The organism is Rhodococcus sp. MPR-R1B (assembly GCF_058793255.1).
Genome location: NZ_JBXAFO010000013.1, coordinates 90,638 through 105,519 on the forward strand (window position 1 = coordinate 90,638; position 14,882 = coordinate 105,519).

The window sequence follows — 14,882 nt, forward strand, 5'->3', positions numbered from 1 at the left end:
GCTACGAACTCGACGCGTCGGGCGTCGTTCGGCCTCCTGATCCGCGCGCTGCGCGTACCAGGAGTTCCGGACTTGACACCAACGCCTTGCGCCACGGAAGTACCCCGTCGATCTCGATCTGAATCGACAGGCTCAACACGGTCCGAATCAGAACGATCATGCCCAGAACTGCGGCGTCGGTCAGCGACGGTGAAGACGTCACAGTCTTCACCAGATCAGCGGCGACAAGGATCTCGAGCCCGAGAAGGATGACCGCACCCATCGTCTCGCGCAGAGTGCGAAACGCTGAACTACCGTCGCGCGTTCGACTCCAGGCGCGCCCCGCGATCACGAATGCGAACACGAACCCGAGGACCATGGCGACAACACCGAGTACTTCGAACCATTCGGTGACAAGCTCGAAGAACCTGATTTTGTCCATGATCATGATTCTCGAGGTAATGCACCGATAAGTCGAGGTGACACGACGGAGTCAGCTGAAGATCCGCTCGATGTCGTCGAGTCGCAGCTCGGTCGCGCGAGGAGAATAGCCCGAGCCCCACAGGCTGTCGTCGACGTAATGGACGTTCCCCGAGCGGACAGCGGGAAGACGCTCCCAGAGCGGGTTCATTGCCAACTGCGCGCGGACGTCCTGCTGGTCCTGGAATGCACCCACGATGATCACGTCGCTGGTCACCTGATCGAGTTGCTCCGCTGTGAGTGTGCGGGTGAACTCCTCCGATGTAGCTCGATCGCCCGGGAAACCGAGAGCATCGAGAAGAGCGTCGACCTGGTTGTAGACGACACCGTTTTCGCCGGTACGCAGCAGCGTCACCGACGGTAGCGAGCCGAGGGCCGAGAGCCGATCCTTGATTGTGAGGAGGCGCTCTTCCGTTCTCGCGTTCAATTCCGCAGCAGCTTCTTCCCGTCGGACCGCGACGCCCATCGAGGTGACCAACTTCTTCATCTCGTCCCACGTGAGGTACCCGTTGAAGCCGGCGAACACTGGAACACCGGTCGCAGAGAGTTCGTCGTAGGACTTTGCCGCATAAGCATTTCCGGCGGTCAGGAGCATGACGATCAGATCCGGCGACGCGCCGATGATCGCTTCCTTGTTCCACGTTCCCGCCGTGCCGAGGTTCGGGATGTTCGCCGCCTCCGGCATCGTGCGCAACACCGCGTCGCCGCCCACCCCTTCGAGACCGAAGAAGCCGCCGACGATCTTCTCCGGCGGCACACCGAGGTCGAGGACCGTCGCCATGGCGCTGACGTGGGCGATGACCATTCGCTGCGGATCCGACGGAATCTCGACTCTGCCCGTCTCATCCTGCACTGTGACGAGACCACTTGGCGCCGAGCCGTTTTCGTCGCTGCTGCACGCTGCCAGCAATGTCGCAGCCGCGACACCGAGCCCGGCGCCGAGGAATCCCCTGCGTGTCAGCGCATCGACGATGCGTTCCCACTGCTCGTCTGTATCGAGTGTGGTGTTATCGAGTGCGGGCGCCAGGCAGATCGAGTTCGGCACAGTTCGGTCCATTCGTTCGAGCGGTCGAAGATCTCCTCGATTGTGGCTATCGAACCGTCGAAACTGAACAGGATTTCGAGCCGACATCTATCGCTGTCCGGTCACACCTTCTTGACGACGCTCGACTTCAATTGCATCGGTCCGATGCCGTCGACCTTGCAGTCGATGTCGTGGTCGCCAACGCCCTGAACAAGGCGGATGTTGCGCACTTTCATACCTGACTTGATGCCGGTCGGACTGCCCTTCACCTTGAGCGTCTTGACGACCGTCACCGTGTCTCCGTCCGCAAGGATGTTGCCTACGGCATCTTTCACCACACCCAGTTTCACCACACCCGAGTCCTCGCCGGCACTATCGGTCGGCGCCCACTCGTGCGCGCAGGACGGGCAGACCATCAACGCGCCCATCTCGTAGGTGTATTCGCCGGCGCATTCGGGGCAAGGGGGCCAGGTGTCTTCCACGCGGTTCATCCTATCCACCAGGCACCCGATCCCCATTTTTGCATTTCATGAGGCATTCTTGGGCGAAATATTGCATTCGATGAAACTTTGCACTCTGTGCAATTATGGATGAAATGGGAACCGAAACTCTCGGATTGCGCGAACGAAAACGAATTGCGACGAGGCAGCTGATCGAGCACACTGCCGTCGAACTCGTCCTCGACCTGGGCTATGACGAAGTGACCGTCGAGAAGATCTGCGAGGCCTGCAATCTGTCGACCCGCACGTTCTTCAACTACTTCCCCACCAAGGACGCGGCGATCGGTGGGCTCATGCTCGTCGTGCCAAGTGAGGCAACCATGCTCACGCTCATCGGCGAGCACCCGGACGATCCGCTGCGCGGCGCCCTCGCGGTCTTCGAGGCGGCGATGCAGATCGTCGACGAGCGACCCGATCTGCTCGCGCATCGACGCGAATTGTTCGAACGTCATCCCACGCTGTTGCAACAACATCTGGCCACCTTCCACGATCTTGAAGACACGCTCACCCGGATCCTCACGCGGGAGTTGTCGCACAGAACCGAGTATCGCCGCCTGCACTCGGATACAGCCGCTGCCGACGAAGCCACGGCAACGGTCATCACCGCAGGCGCCGCGATGCGTTACGTCTTCCGAAAATGGCAGAACAGTGAACGGGCAAGCCCCAGAACCGACTTGCTTGATCCGGCACTACTCCTGATGGCTCGAATACTCAGGTCCGAGAGCTGATCCACACTCTCTCGCACCAGCTGTCACTCAACTAAGGAACTACATGTCCACTCGAGAAGCTGCGACCGTCGAGCCCGACGGCACGCATACCGATACCGAGGCCGCGCCGGACAAACGGTCGATCATCCTCGTTTTTGTCGGGCTTATGATCACGATGCTTCTGGCATCGCTCGACCAGATGATCTTCAGCACCGCGCTCCCGACCATCGTGGGTGAATTGAACGGCGTCAACCACATGGTCTGGGTGACGACGGCATACATCCTCGCCTCGACCGTCATGATGCCGGTGTACGGGAAACTCGGTGACCTGATCGGGCGCAAGGGCCTCTTCATCGGCGCCATCAGCATTTTCATCGTCGGTTCGGTGATCGGCGGTCTGTCCCACGACATGACCACACTCATCGCTGGTCGAGCCGTGCAAGGACTCGGCGGCGGCGGATTGATCCTGCTGTCCCAGGCGATCATCGCCGACGTCGTCCCTGCCAGGCAACGCGGCCGGTACATGGGTGCGATGGGCGGCGTGTTCGCACTGGCTTCGGTTGCCGGCCCCCTTCTCGGTGGATGGTTCACCGAGGGCATCGGCTGGCGCTGGGCATTCTGGATCAACATCCCCCTCGGGCTCCTCGCAATCGCGAGCGCAATGGCATTCCTTCACCTGCGGAAGCCGAACCTCGGCAAACCTCGCATCGACTATCTGGGAATGGTCCTCGTCGCAACGGCCGCAACCTGTCTGATCCTGTTCACCACCTGGGGCGGCAACACCTACGCCTGGGGGTCAGGCGTCATCATCGGGTTGATCATCGGCTGCATCGTGACCGCAGTGGCGTTTGTCTTCGTCGAGAAGCGTGCTGACGAACCGGTAATTCCGATGCACCTGTTCGCTCAACGAAACTTCGTGTTGACCACGGTCGCGGGTCTGATCATCGGCATCGCGATGTTCGGTGCGCTCGCATACCTGCCGACCTACATCCAGATGGTGACCGGTAAGAACGCCACCGAAGCAGGACTGATGATGATTCCGATGATGGCAGGCCTGCTGGTCGCCTCCATCGGATCCGGTCAGCTGGTCAGCAAGACCGGCCGCTACAAGATCTTCCCCATCGTCGGAACATCCATCGTCGCAGTCGCTCTTGTCCTGCTCTCACGTCTGACGCCGTCGACCTCACTGCTGGTCTTCGGTTGCTACATCGCACTCATGGGTATCGGCCTCGGCCTCGTCATGCAGATCTTGATCTTGATCGTGCAGAACACCTTCCCCGCGGCCGAAGTGGGAACGGCCACCGCGTCGAACAACTTCTTCCGTCAGATCGGTGCGTCGTTGGGCAGCGCGATCGTGGGCAGCCTGTTCGCCTCGCGTCTGACCAATCTCCTGGCCGAGCGACTCCCCGCGAATGGCGGCGCGGTCGGTGGTGACGAGAACTCCTTGACCCCGGGAATCCTCTGGAAGTTGCCCAGCCAGGTTCGCGAGATCATCGTCGGTGCGTACAACGACGCGCTGGCGCCGATCTTCCTGTACCTCGTCCCCTTGGTCATCGCGGCAGTTGTCCTGTTGCTCTTCGTCAAGGAGAAGCCCCTCGCGACGACCATCGATCGCTCGGCACCCCCGCTCGAGTAATTGACTATCGTGGCGTGATGTCGCACGCACCGAATACGCCCAGACGCACTCTCGCTGTTCTGGGCGTATTCGGCGTTGTGGTGGTCGTAGCTGTCGCCGGCGCACTGTGGTGGTTCGCGCGCGGCGACGACGCTCTTGCCGGCGAGAATCTCGATTCGTTCCCGGCCGTCGACCACGGCATTCTCAGCGCTCAGCAGAGTGCGCTACTGGGCGTCCTCGAGCAAGAGTGGGAGTCAGGGAGTCCCGGCACCAAGTACGCCGAGGGCGTCGAGGAATCGTGGTGTGCCGATTTCGTGAGCTGGTCGATGAACCAGATCGGCACGCCGTTCTCGAACCCCAACTCAGGGTCGTGGCGCATCCCCGGGGTGTACACGCTGCAGGAGTATTACGAGTCCGTCGACGCGTTTGTCCCCTACGGTCAGGACTACCAGCCCAAGGTCGGCGACACGATCCTGTACGGCGACTCGAGCCCCTTCGGCCAACACGTCAACGTCGTTCTGGTCAACGACGGCGGCACTCTGACGACCGTCGGCGGCAACGAGAACAACAAGGTCATGCTCCATCGCATCGTCCCGTCGGAAGTCCCGGGGATCGTCGGGTTCGGCGTCATCTGAGCCACCCCCGCCGTCTTTGCGTGATGAAACTTGATTGTTGCGAGCGGTGAGATTTCCGAATTGGTTCAACCGTTGATTGGTGCAAACTGATCGACATTGTTCGGATAATTCAGTGTTTCCGTCGTCGACAGATATCTATATCGAACGAAGGATCAGACCTGGCAACTAGATTCATATCCAGCTGCCCCCTACCTCAGACAGGAATTCGATGCGCCCTGGTGAGCTCACCACTCTCGAGCAGATACAACTCATGGCCCGCGCGGCTGCTACGCAGGCCATGAGCACGCCGTCGATGCTCCGGCTGCGGCTCGGCCGCTACCCCACTCGCACACCCGAACTGCGCAAACGCCCACTCCCCGACACCAAGCTGTGCAGCGAAGCGCTCGATCACGCCAGAGGAACCCTCTCCCCCGCGGTCTTGAACCACAGCCTGCGCTGCTGGATCTGGGCCGACGCCTTCGCGCAGATCGATGCGATCGAGTACGACCCCGAAGATCTCTTCACTGCGTGCGCCCTTCACGATGTCGGACTGGGCGCAAAAGGATCGGCCGAGCACGGGTGTTTCACCTACATCAGTGCCGCAGACGCAGAAGAACTCGCGACCAGAGTGGGAACTTCGGAGAGGTCGGTACAGCGAATCGGCGAAGCGATCCGTCTGCACATGGATCTGACCGTCGACCGCGGCGCGGGCGCTGACGCCTATCTACTGCATGCCGCAGCGCATTTCGACGTTGCCGGTCGGCGTGCGCCCGAAATTCCGCGAGCAACTGTTGATGCAACAATCGCGGAGTACCCGCGAACAGGGTTCACCGACGAGTTCGCGCAGTCGATGCGGCGCGAGGTCGAGCTCCGTCCGCACTCTCGCGCGGCGACGCTCTGGAGATCGGGGATGGCCCTGCCGTTGCGTACCAATCCCCTGGATTGGAAGAGCCGGTAACTACGAAAAGTCCTCGAGCACTGCGGTTCGCGCCCCTCCGACGTTCCCGGTATTCACCACGCCGACGGGTTCGATCAACATCACCTCCGCTTCGTCCTCGGCGATCGGGCAATGTTCGACTCCGCGAGGTACCACGAACAGTTCACCGGGCCCCAGTGGAACATCTCCGTTTCGGAGTTGGATTCGAATCTGCCCCTTCGTCACCAGGAACATTTCGTCGGTGTCGGTGTGGGAGTGCCAGACGAATTCACCTTTGATCTTGACGATCTTGATCTCGTAATCATTGAGGGCCGCAATCTTCTTGGGCGACCAGTGCTCGGTGAACTGACCGAACTTCTCGCGGAGCGATACCGCTGTTGCCGAACTGTTCATGTTGTTCCTCCCTCGGGCGCGCCACCACCGCGATGACGACCCCGCCACTCTTCGTCACCCGAGGCAGCTGCGTCTTGTACGTTTCTGACATGGATCCCCGCGGCGCACAGATCACCGCGTGGGCACCGGGCCTCGCGGGAATCACCGAGGTCTTCCATGCCGATTTCGTCGGACACGCCTATCCCAAACACACGCACGATCAGTGGTCCCTGATGCTCGTCGACCGGGGCACGATTGCATACGACCTCGATCATCGCGCTCATGGCGCAGCACCCGAGATCGTGACTCTGTTGCCGCCAGGCATCGCACACGACGGAGTTCCGGTCACCGAGGCCGGATTTCGTCAACGAATCCTTTACCTCGACACGTCAGTTCTCGGTGAGGTCCTCATAGGCCCGGCGGTGGACAGCCCCGAGATTCGAGACCCTCTGCTGCGCCACCGCATCGATCAACTGCACTCTGCACTCGGCCCACACGGCGAATCACTCGAAGCCGAAAGTCGCCTGGGGTTCCTCGCTGAAAGATTAAACGAGATCCTCACACCGGCCACAGGTCGATCCCGTCACGCGCCGACCGTTGACGAACGCGTTGCCGATCAACTTCGGGACCTGCTCGATGCGCGACTCACAACGGGAATCACGATGCGGGAAGCGTCGAACATCCTGCAACGGAACCCCACGTATCTGATCAAGAACTTCGCGAAGCATTTCGGGCTTCCGCCTCACAAGTACGTGACGGGACGTCGGATCGATCTGGCGCGACGCGCAATCCTCGCCGGTCGCGAATTGGCGGACGTGGCCGTCGACGTCGGATTCCACGATCAATCCCACCTGTCGCGGCACTTCGTCAAGCATGTCGGGGCGCCGCCCGGTAAATACGCACTAAACGTGGTCGGCAGAGCGCGCTAGTCGAAGCACCTGGCACCGGTTTCGTCGAGCAGACACTGGTTCCGGTCAGCTGGTGCCTGTGTCCACTGAATGAAAACGGTGTCAGGTCCCAACGATCAAGCAGCCGTCTCGAGGTCGACCAGGAGGAGGTCCTCGCGCCGCGGCCCGTATTCACGATCGGTCAGCTGATACGAGCGCAACGCGCGAGGCGCGCGGGCCAATTCGTAGAACCGCTCGGACCCGGACACGAACTGCCTCGATGCCCAACCCCAGTTCGGGCCGTGCGGAAACTTCGGGTCGGGCAGCATGTCGGACTCCATCGACATCAGCCGTAGACGGCGAACCACTCCGGTAGTGGAGGCATTCTCGTCGAAATCGGTCCACGCCTGACGGGCATTTGTGTCGTCACGAGGAGTTCCGGCGCGTAGTTGCAAAGCGCCCGCGGCTTCGATCCGAGAAGGCAACGGTGGTTCGGCGTCGAACATGAATTGCAGTGCGCCGACGCGAGCGATCGCCGGCTGGACCGGCTCCCGGATGTCTGACCCGTCGCGAGGCAGTCTCCACATCAACGGTTTCGAACTCGTGCGCACTTCCGCCGTCAAGACCCACGCCGGCTCGACTACCGCCCACCTGCTCGGGCTGTCGACATTCCAGGAAAGTCCCCACCGGACGGTCTCCCCCAATTCCGGAGGAACGAACCACCGAAGACGCAGAGCGTCGACCACTACCGGCGTGATCATCGCGTCGAAGTTCGCCGACGCACCGACCACTCGACCGGATCCACCGCATCGTCCAGCCCGAGAACCACGCGAGCTGCGTTACGTCCCTGATCGAACAGGGACTGGCGAACTGTGGTCAAGCCGGCGTCCGATGCGGCTGTTGTGTCGTCCCATCCGACGACTGCGACATCGTCGGGCAGCGCGAGGCCGAGTTCACGGATCGCGTCCAGAACCCCCAGAGCCAGTTCGTCACTCATCGCCAAGATGACATCGGGCCTTCGGCTCTCGGGAACGTCGAGAAGGGACCGAGCCATCCGCGCACCCTCGCTCCGCTCGTTGACGGTGACGACCCCCACCCGCACCGAGGGCCAATCGAGGCCCGCGTCGCGGACGGCGCGCTCGTAGCCCTCGAGCCGATGGCGGGACACCGGAAAGAACGCTTCACTTGAAACCACGTCCATCCGAATCTCGGACCGACGCTCACGATCCCACGGAAGGCTGATCACCGCGGGCCGCTGCGCCCCCGACAACCCGACTGCCGCGATCGCAACGGCGCCGGCAACATCGTCCATCCCGACGAGATCCACACCCTCATGCAATGGCCCACCCTGGATGCATGCGGGTTTTCCGGTGCCGACAATCGCGTCGAGGATGGGATCGTCGAAGACGGTGGTCCAGACGACAAAACCGTCTACTGCCGCGTCGCGAACTCTGTCGACGTCTCCCGGTTTCCCCGAGTTCGGCAGCATCATCAGCCCGGCGTTCGCATCCAGGCACGCTTCGGCGACTCCCGAGAGGAATCGCCGAGCTACTGCGTCTTCGAAGGCGTACGTCAGCTTCTCGCTGAAGACGACCGCGATGTTGTTGAATTTCCCGCTCCGCAAGGACTGCGCCGCCCGGTTAGGGCCCGCGTACTCGAGCTCTTCGGCGGCGGCGAACACCTTGGCCCGCGTTGATTCAGACACGCGCTCGGGCTGCGCGAAGGAGTACGACACCGACATCACCGACACGCCTGCGGCCTTGGCGACGTCGGCCATCGTCGGTCGACTCGAACGCTGCGCACGTATGGCCATGAGCATCAGCATAGCGAGTGCAAAATATCCATTGCGCAGGTGTGTATCGATACATGTATCGTTACACAACATGACTGCTCGACTGCCGAAGGCAACCACGCTACGGCTGATGACACTGGCCGGAGCAGCCTTCGCCTACGTGACGGCCGAAATGCTCCCCGTCGGACTGCTCAGCGAAATCTCGACGGACCTCGACGTCACCGAAGGGCGTGTCGGCCTACTGCTGACCTTCTACGCATACGGCGTCGCGGTCTTGACGCTTCCGCTGATCGGAGCGGTCAAAACCTGGCCGCGCCGACGTGTTGTCGTTCTGACGGTGGCCACCCTCGCGGTGTCGCAACTGGTCGCAGCATTGGCCGTCAACTATCCGATGCTGGTGATCGGACGATTGCTCTGCGCTGCGACGCACGGAGTGTTCTGGGCTGTCGTTGCCCCGGTCGCAGCCACTCTGGTTCCGCGCGGACAACAGGGCAAGGCAATCGCGATGGTGTATGCCGGTACGTCTCTCGCTTTTGTTCTCGGAGGTCCACTGTCTTCGGCGATCGGCCAATCCTGGGGTTGGCGGACTGCGTCGGCGGCAATCGGTGTGGTGGCAGTGGTCATTGCTTTCTCACTGCATCGTGCGTTGCCCGAAATGCCGGTCGATCAACACCATCGGAGCAAGCGAGACAAACCGAAGCCGACACCGGCGATGAAACGGGCACTCGCCGTCATCTGCGCGGCAACGCTGTTTGCCGCCCTGGGGCAGTTCGCTTCGTACACGTTCTTCGCACTTCTGGTGGAGGAAAGCCTCGGCTCGTCCGGTGGCATCCGTACCGCGATGCTTCTGGTCTACGGCGCCGCCGGCGCAGTCGGAGTGTGGGTCGCCGGCAAGTACTACGACCGCCGACCGCGTCTCTTCACGCTCATCTCGATCGCGACGGTGGCAGGCGCGCTGGCCATCTTCTGGCTCTTGGCGCCGTCGATGGGAGCGTTTGCCGTCGTCGCCACGATCTTGTGGGGTGCGGCGTTCACCACCGTTCCGATCTGCCTCCAGTCCTCGGTTCTGCGCGCCGTTCCGATCGGGACCGACCGCGCCTCGGCCATCTACGTCGTCGTGTTCCAAATCGCGATTGCAACGGGCGCTCTGCTCGGTGCGGCCGTCGTCGACAGTGGCGGGCTCTCGCATCTGGCGGGCATCGGGGTCACTCTGATGATCGGTTCGTTGGTGATAGTCGGGTTCGGCCGACGCGCATTTCCCCGCGAACCGCAGCGGTCTACTCACTCCCCCACCGACGCGGCAGCGACGGTCGCGTCGTAGATCAGGGTGTATCGCCAGAACAGTCGTCTCCTGATCCGGCTACCTGGCAAACACAACGCAGCCGCGCGTCGGACGTCAGCCATCGACTCACCCGGTTCCGCGGTGGGAACTGTCATCGCCTTCAGTGGCTCGGAGGCAACCCGTCGATGCTTGACGACGCCGACGACGGGATTGCACACGGTCGCCACCACCGACAGGAGTGCGTCGGTGGCTGTGGTCGATCGATAACACCCGACCACGACGAGCCGGCCGCCCGGTTCGAGCAGGCCGCTCAGCCGCTTCATCGACTCTTCAAGTGGAAGATGATGCAACGCCGCGACGACTGTGATCGCGTCGTACTTCGCCTCGGATGCAAAGTCCTCGATCCGCCGTGCTTCGATGATCACGTTCTCGTCGTCGACAAACCTTGCGCGCACGGCGGCCGACGTTGTCAGGTCGGGTTCCACACCGACCACCACGTCGAACCGCCGACGCAAGAGGTCGATCAGATTGCCGGTCCCGCTTCCCACGTCGAGAGCGCGACCGGACCTGACCCCGCGCAGATTACGTAGAACCCACCGGCCGTAGTGATCGTTGTGACTCCACGGATGGCGTCGGTTGAAACCGTCCAAGCGCGCAATCACACCCATACCCGACGGTATCAATCCGAGCCCGGGCACCGGCCGTCACAACCGCGGGTCGACCGGCTCCGATTCGAGAGCCAACACTGCGAACACGGCCTGGTGCGCTCGCCACAAAGGTTCACGGTCGACGAGCCTGGATACCGCCTCCATGCCGAGCGCGTACTCGCGCAGCGCCATCGACTGCTTGTGTCCGAGGTTGCGGTTACGCAATCTCGCAAGAGTCGACGGTTCGAGGTAGTCGGCACCGTAGATCAATCGCAGGTACTCCCGGCCGCGGACCTTGATCCCCGGCTGAACCTTCGCGTTGTACCCCCGCGGTCCGTGAATCTGATTCGCCAGCGGTTTGACGACCATCCCCTCACCACCGTCACCGGTGAGCGACTCCCACCACTTCGTCGCTTCGGACACCGAGTCCTCGGAACCGAGATCGACCACCAGGCGACGTGTGGTGGTAAATCGACTCGGGCCGGCCGCGGCCAGGCGGTCCGAAATACCGAGGTGCCATTCGTGATCCCGTTCCCCGTACGACTGGCCCTCGGTCGCCAGAATCTGGAACGGCGCGATGGTGACGCCGTCCAGTCCGTTCGTCGGCCACACGTACCGTCGGTACGCCTCTCCGAAGCGCTCGATACTGGCGGCCCGAACAGTTGTCTGTTCGAACATCTCCGCCACGTCCAGGCCCCGCGCCCCGGCCTGCGCCAACACGGCCTCGCGAGCTGTGAGGTCTGATCGCCCGGCCGCCGCGACCGACGCGTACTGCGAGCGCAGCAGACCTTCCGCTTTGACGTTCCACGGCAACAGTTCGCAGTCGAGGAGCAGCCAGTCGGTGCCCAGCTCTTCCCACAACCCAGCGGAGGTGACTGCGGCGGCGATGTCGTCGATCAACTGCTGAGTCAGGTCGTCGTCGAAGAACTGGCGGCCGGTGCGGGTGTGCACCATCCCGGTGAGCGCATCCGGTGCGTCGAAGCGGGACTGAGCAACCGATCGATCACGGCACACGAGCACCACTGCCCGCGAACCCATGTGCTTCTCTTCGCAGATCACTGTTCCGATTCCGCCGGCCCGGTATTCGTCGAACGCGGTCGACGGGTGTTCCAGATAGTCATCGGATTGGGCGCTCGCGCAGGGCGCCATGGTCGGCGGTAGGTACCGCAGCCATTGCGGCGCGACCGCGAATCGGCTCATCACTTCCAAGGCGCCGGCAGCGTTGTCGGTGCGAACGGACACTCGACCGCGTAGTTCGGTGTCGACGCCTGTCGTTTCGAGGACGTCGGCGAGATCGAGCACATCCGGATCACGAGTCGGCGGTGCCAGCGGTACCACCGGCTCGTACCAAACCTGCTCCGCCGGAACCGACACGATCTCTCGTTCCGGGTATCGAAGAGCGGTGAGGGATCCACCAAAGACGCACCCGGTGTCGAGGCACGCGGTGTTGTTGATCCATTCCACCTCGTGCACCGGAGTGTGACCGTAGAGGACCATGGCTGATCCTCGGTAGTCCTGCGCCCACGGGTATCGAACGGGCAGGCCGAATTCGTCCGTCTCACCGGTTGTTTCACCGTAGAGCGCAAAGCTTCGCACGCGGCCGGACGCCCTGTTGTGGTAGTCCTCCTTGAGACCGGCGTGCGCGACAACGAGTTTGCCGTCGTCCAGGACGAGGTGCGCGACGAGACCGTCACAGAAGTCGACGACGCTTTCGCGGAACTCCGCCGACTCGGTGGCCATCTGCTCGAGGGTCTCGGCGAGTCCGTGACTCGGCGTGACCTTCTTACCGCGCAGCGCCTTGACGAGTTTGTTCTCGTGGTTACCCGGAACCGCTATCGCATGTCCCGCCGCGACCATCCCCATGACCAGACGCAGCACACCGACCGAATCCGGACCTCGATCCACGTAGTCACCGAGGAAGACGGCAGTTCGCCCGTCCGGCGGCACCGCATCGACAGCTCTGCCATCCGTCCCGAAGTCGACGGTGTAGCCGAGTTTCACGAGGAGCGTCTCGAGCTCACTTCGACATCCGTGGATGTCACCGATGACGTCGAACGGACCACGCTCGACACGCAGATCGCTGCGGAGCGGGTGGCGCAAGAATGTGGCTTCGGAAACCGCGTCCTCACCTCTGAGGATGTGAACCGAACGGAAACCTTCCTTACCCAACCCGCGGAGCGAGCGAGTCAACTGTTGGTGCTGGCGACGAATCACGTCGCGTCCGAACGTCCGGTCAGAGCGAGCGTCGTTTCGTGCAGAGCAGACCGATTCCGGAACATCGAGCACGACTGCCACCGGCAGTATGTCGTGCTCGCGAGCCAACGCAACGAGTCGCTTGCGCGCAGCGGGCTGGACGTTGGTCGCGTCGACCACCGTGAGGCGTCCGCGTCGCAAACGCTTGGCCGCGACGAACTCCAGCACTTCGAAAGCATCGGACGTCGACTCCTGTGAGTTCGGATCGTCACTGACCCACCCTCTGAATGTGTCACTCGAGAGGGTTTCGTACTCACCGAAGTGGCGCGCCGCAAAGGTCGACTTTCCCGAGCCACTGACGCCGATGAGTACTACCAGGGCGAGATCTGGAATCTCGTACACCGTCATGACGTTCGTGCCTCCTTCGTGAAGATTGCCATCTGTGTCGGCCCGCCGAGGACCGGATCAATTGCTCCGATAAATTCGAACTCCACGCAATAGCCGTGGGCCCGGGCCGTTTCGGTTGCCCAGTCGCGGAATTGGGTCCGTGAGAACTCGAACCTGTGATCGGGGTGCCTGAACTCTCCCGCCAATGCCGGATACAGCACGTTGTAGTCGGCATTCGGAGTAGTCAGCAGCACATACTGCGGTGCTGCGTCCACGAAGACCGATCTGACCAGCGCCGGCAGGCGCGCCGTGTCGACGTGCTCGACCACCTCCATCAGCACGGCTGCGTCGAAGCCTTTCAAGCGTGCGTCGCGGTACGTCGCGGACGACTGCATCAAAGACACACGTTCACGCTGGACGTCGGACATTTCGGTGAACTTCAATCTGCGTTGCGCCCGTGTCAGTTCGCGCGCGCTCACATCGACGCCGACAAGTTTGTCGAATCGAGCGTGCGGCATCAGCGCCTCGAGCAATTTACCTTCGCCACAACCGATATCGACAATTGTTCTCACGTGCAGTCGCTGAAGCGTCGCCAAAACTGCGTCGACGCGAAGGCGTGCCAGCGGCGGATCCGGTCTCGGTGCTTCGATCTGCGCCTCAGCTTGTTCGGGAATCAGTCGATCGACCACCGATTCGACCAGGTCGCGTCGACGAGCCAGGTAGCGGGACATGATCAGCGCGGAATCCGGATGCGACGCCAACCACCCTCCAGCGACGCGGATCAATTTGTCTGCCTCGTCAGGTCCCACCCAGTAGTGCTTCACATCGTCGAGGACGGGCAACAGCACGTAGATGTGCCGTAGGGCACTCTGCACCGTGTGTTCCCCGGTCAGTGTCAGCGACACGAAGTCGGAGTTTCCCCACGTCGGTAGGTGCGGATCAAGCTGCACCGGTATCGCGGTCACGTCCCAGCCCAGCGGCTCGAACAGCCGACGAGGCAATTCCGCATCGCCGCCACACGGAACCACCGGAATCGAGACGGTCAACGCGAGTTCGGCTCCGACGAGTTCCGGGTGCGACTTGCACGTTCCCGTCAACGCGGTGCGAAACAGCTTCGACAGAGCAACCGAGAGTATGGACGACGCCGCATACGGCCGATCGTTGACGTACTCCCCCAGCGAAAAGTTGTCGCCACTCTTGCCGCGTCGATACCTGCTCTGCACAAGTTCGATGGGGTCGACGTCCACAATCACTGCCACCGTGGTCTTTTCGGCCGAGGCCTCCGGGTACAGGACCGTGGCGGTGCCGATCGCCAAGTCGAAGCTTTGCACGCGGTCGGGATGTTTGTGCAGCAGGTAGCTCAACGCGGTCGCATCAGGAGTCTGCGGGGTCGGGGTGGACGTCAGTGTGAGTAGCACCAGGCGAATGTAGCCCGGCAAACGTCCGGGGCGCCTCCGATTTACGCG

At 62.3% G+C, this 14,882-nt stretch carries 15 protein-coding genes; 6 read left to right on the top strand and 9 right to left on the bottom strand.

Going from position 1 to position 14,882, the window contains the following annotated elements; all coding sequences use genetic code 11:
* Position 1 precedes the first annotated feature (1 nt).
* The 3 genes from AC1Q61_RS19100 to AC1Q61_RS19110 all read right to left on the bottom strand — a co-directional run bounded on the left by AC1Q61_RS19100 (position 2) and on the right by AC1Q61_RS19110 (position 1,974).
* The gene (locus AC1Q61_RS19100; protein WP_007728052.1) at positions 2–421 is read right to left on the bottom strand and encodes a DUF1622 domain-containing protein; all 420 of its coding nucleotides are present in this window, start codon (positions 419–421) and stop codon (positions 2–4) included.
* A 51-nt stretch (positions 422–472) separates the two neighbouring features.
* A complete protein-coding gene (locus AC1Q61_RS19105) occupies positions 473–1,504 on the bottom strand; it encodes an ABC transporter substrate-binding protein (RefSeq protein ID WP_225989526.1) in 1,032 nt (343 codons plus the stop codon).
* Between the two features lie 101 nt (positions 1,505–1,605).
* On the bottom strand, positions 1,606–1,974 hold the full coding sequence (locus tag AC1Q61_RS19110; RefSeq protein ID WP_492650796.1) for a zinc ribbon domain-containing protein YjdM: 369 nt from the start codon (positions 1,972–1,974) through the stop codon (positions 1,606–1,608).
* A 104-nt stretch (positions 1,975–2,078) separates the two neighbouring features.
* On the opposite strand from AC1Q61_RS19110, the gene AC1Q61_RS19115 reads away from it, so the two are divergent.
* The 4 genes from AC1Q61_RS19115 to AC1Q61_RS19130 all read left to right on the top strand — a co-directional run bounded on the left by AC1Q61_RS19115 (position 2,079) and on the right by AC1Q61_RS19130 (position 5,877).
* The gene (locus AC1Q61_RS19115) at positions 2,079–2,711 is read left to right on the top strand and encodes a TetR/AcrR family transcriptional regulator (RefSeq protein WP_024487257.1); all 633 of its coding nucleotides are present in this window, start codon (positions 2,079–2,081) and stop codon (positions 2,709–2,711) included.
* Positions 2,712–2,754: 43 nt separating this feature from the next.
* Entirely contained in the window at positions 2,755–4,326 is a 1,572-nt protein-coding gene (locus tag AC1Q61_RS19120; protein ID WP_020969565.1) for an MDR family MFS transporter, read from the top strand.
* A gap of 17 nt (positions 4,327–4,343) precedes the next feature.
* The gene (locus AC1Q61_RS19125) at positions 4,344–4,940 is read left to right on the top strand and encodes a CHAP domain-containing protein (RefSeq protein WP_021344205.1); all 597 of its coding nucleotides are present in this window, start codon (positions 4,344–4,346) and stop codon (positions 4,938–4,940) included.
* Positions 4,941–5,148: 208 nt separating this feature from the next.
* Positions 5,149–5,877, top strand: coding sequence for an HD domain-containing protein (locus AC1Q61_RS19130; RefSeq protein WP_492650797.1), 729 nt, complete (start codon positions 5,149–5,151; stop codon positions 5,875–5,877).
* Here AC1Q61_RS19130 and AC1Q61_RS19135 read toward each other — a convergent pair whose 3' ends face one another.
* Positions 5,878–6,249, bottom strand: coding sequence for a cupin domain-containing protein (locus tag AC1Q61_RS19135; protein ID WP_003945018.1), 372 nt, complete (start codon positions 6,247–6,249; stop codon positions 5,878–5,880).
* An 89-nt stretch (positions 6,250–6,338) separates the two neighbouring features.
* Between AC1Q61_RS19135 and AC1Q61_RS19140 the strand changes: the two genes are divergently transcribed.
* Positions 6,339–7,157 carry a helix-turn-helix domain-containing protein gene (locus tag AC1Q61_RS19140; protein ID WP_019748344.1) on the top strand — a complete coding sequence of 273 codons (819 nt, stop codon included), beginning with the start codon at positions 6,339–6,341 and terminating at the stop codon, positions 7,155–7,157.
* A 95-nt stretch (positions 7,158–7,252) separates the two neighbouring features.
* Here the strand turns inward: AC1Q61_RS19140 and AC1Q61_RS19145 are convergent, their stop codons facing one another.
* Positions 7,253–7,906, bottom strand: coding sequence for a hypothetical protein (locus tag AC1Q61_RS19145; protein ID WP_047888362.1), 654 nt, complete (start codon positions 7,904–7,906; stop codon positions 7,253–7,255).
* Complete coding sequence (locus AC1Q61_RS19150; RefSeq protein WP_223257834.1) at positions 7,873–8,928, bottom strand: LacI family DNA-binding transcriptional regulator; 1,056 nt, start codon at positions 8,926–8,928, stop codon at positions 7,873–7,875. Before AC1Q61_RS19150 ends, AC1Q61_RS19145 begins: the two co-directional genes overlap by 34 nt.
* Before the next feature lie 70 nt (positions 8,929–8,998).
* Here AC1Q61_RS19150 and AC1Q61_RS19155 point away from each other — a divergent pair, with 70 nt between their 5' ends.
* The gene (locus AC1Q61_RS19155) at positions 8,999–10,228 is read left to right on the top strand and encodes an MFS transporter (RefSeq protein WP_492650798.1); all 1,230 of its coding nucleotides are present in this window, start codon (positions 8,999–9,001) and stop codon (positions 10,226–10,228) included.
* Here the strand turns inward: AC1Q61_RS19155 and AC1Q61_RS19160 are convergent.
* From AC1Q61_RS19160 to AC1Q61_RS19170, 3 genes are read right to left on the bottom strand one after another with little or no spacing between them, the layout of a single operon-like run.
* Positions 10,189–10,857, bottom strand: a complete 669-nt coding sequence (locus tag AC1Q61_RS19160) for a class I SAM-dependent methyltransferase (protein ID WP_492650799.1) — start codon at positions 10,855–10,857, stop codon at positions 10,189–10,191. The two genes, AC1Q61_RS19155 and AC1Q61_RS19160, sit on opposite strands and share 40 nt — an antisense overlap.
* A 36-nt stretch (positions 10,858–10,893) precedes the next feature.
* Positions 10,894–13,437 carry a polynucleotide kinase-phosphatase gene (locus AC1Q61_RS19165; protein WP_492650800.1) on the bottom strand — a complete coding sequence of 848 codons (2,544 nt, stop codon included), beginning with the start codon at positions 13,435–13,437 and terminating at the stop codon, positions 10,894–10,896.
* Complete coding sequence (locus AC1Q61_RS19170; protein ID WP_492650801.1) at positions 13,434–14,855, bottom strand: 3' terminal RNA ribose 2'-O-methyltransferase Hen1; 1,422 nt, start codon at positions 14,853–14,855, stop codon at positions 13,434–13,436. The genes AC1Q61_RS19165 and AC1Q61_RS19170 overlap by 4 nt, the downstream gene beginning before the upstream one ends.
* Positions 14,856–14,882 lie beyond the last annotated feature (27 nt).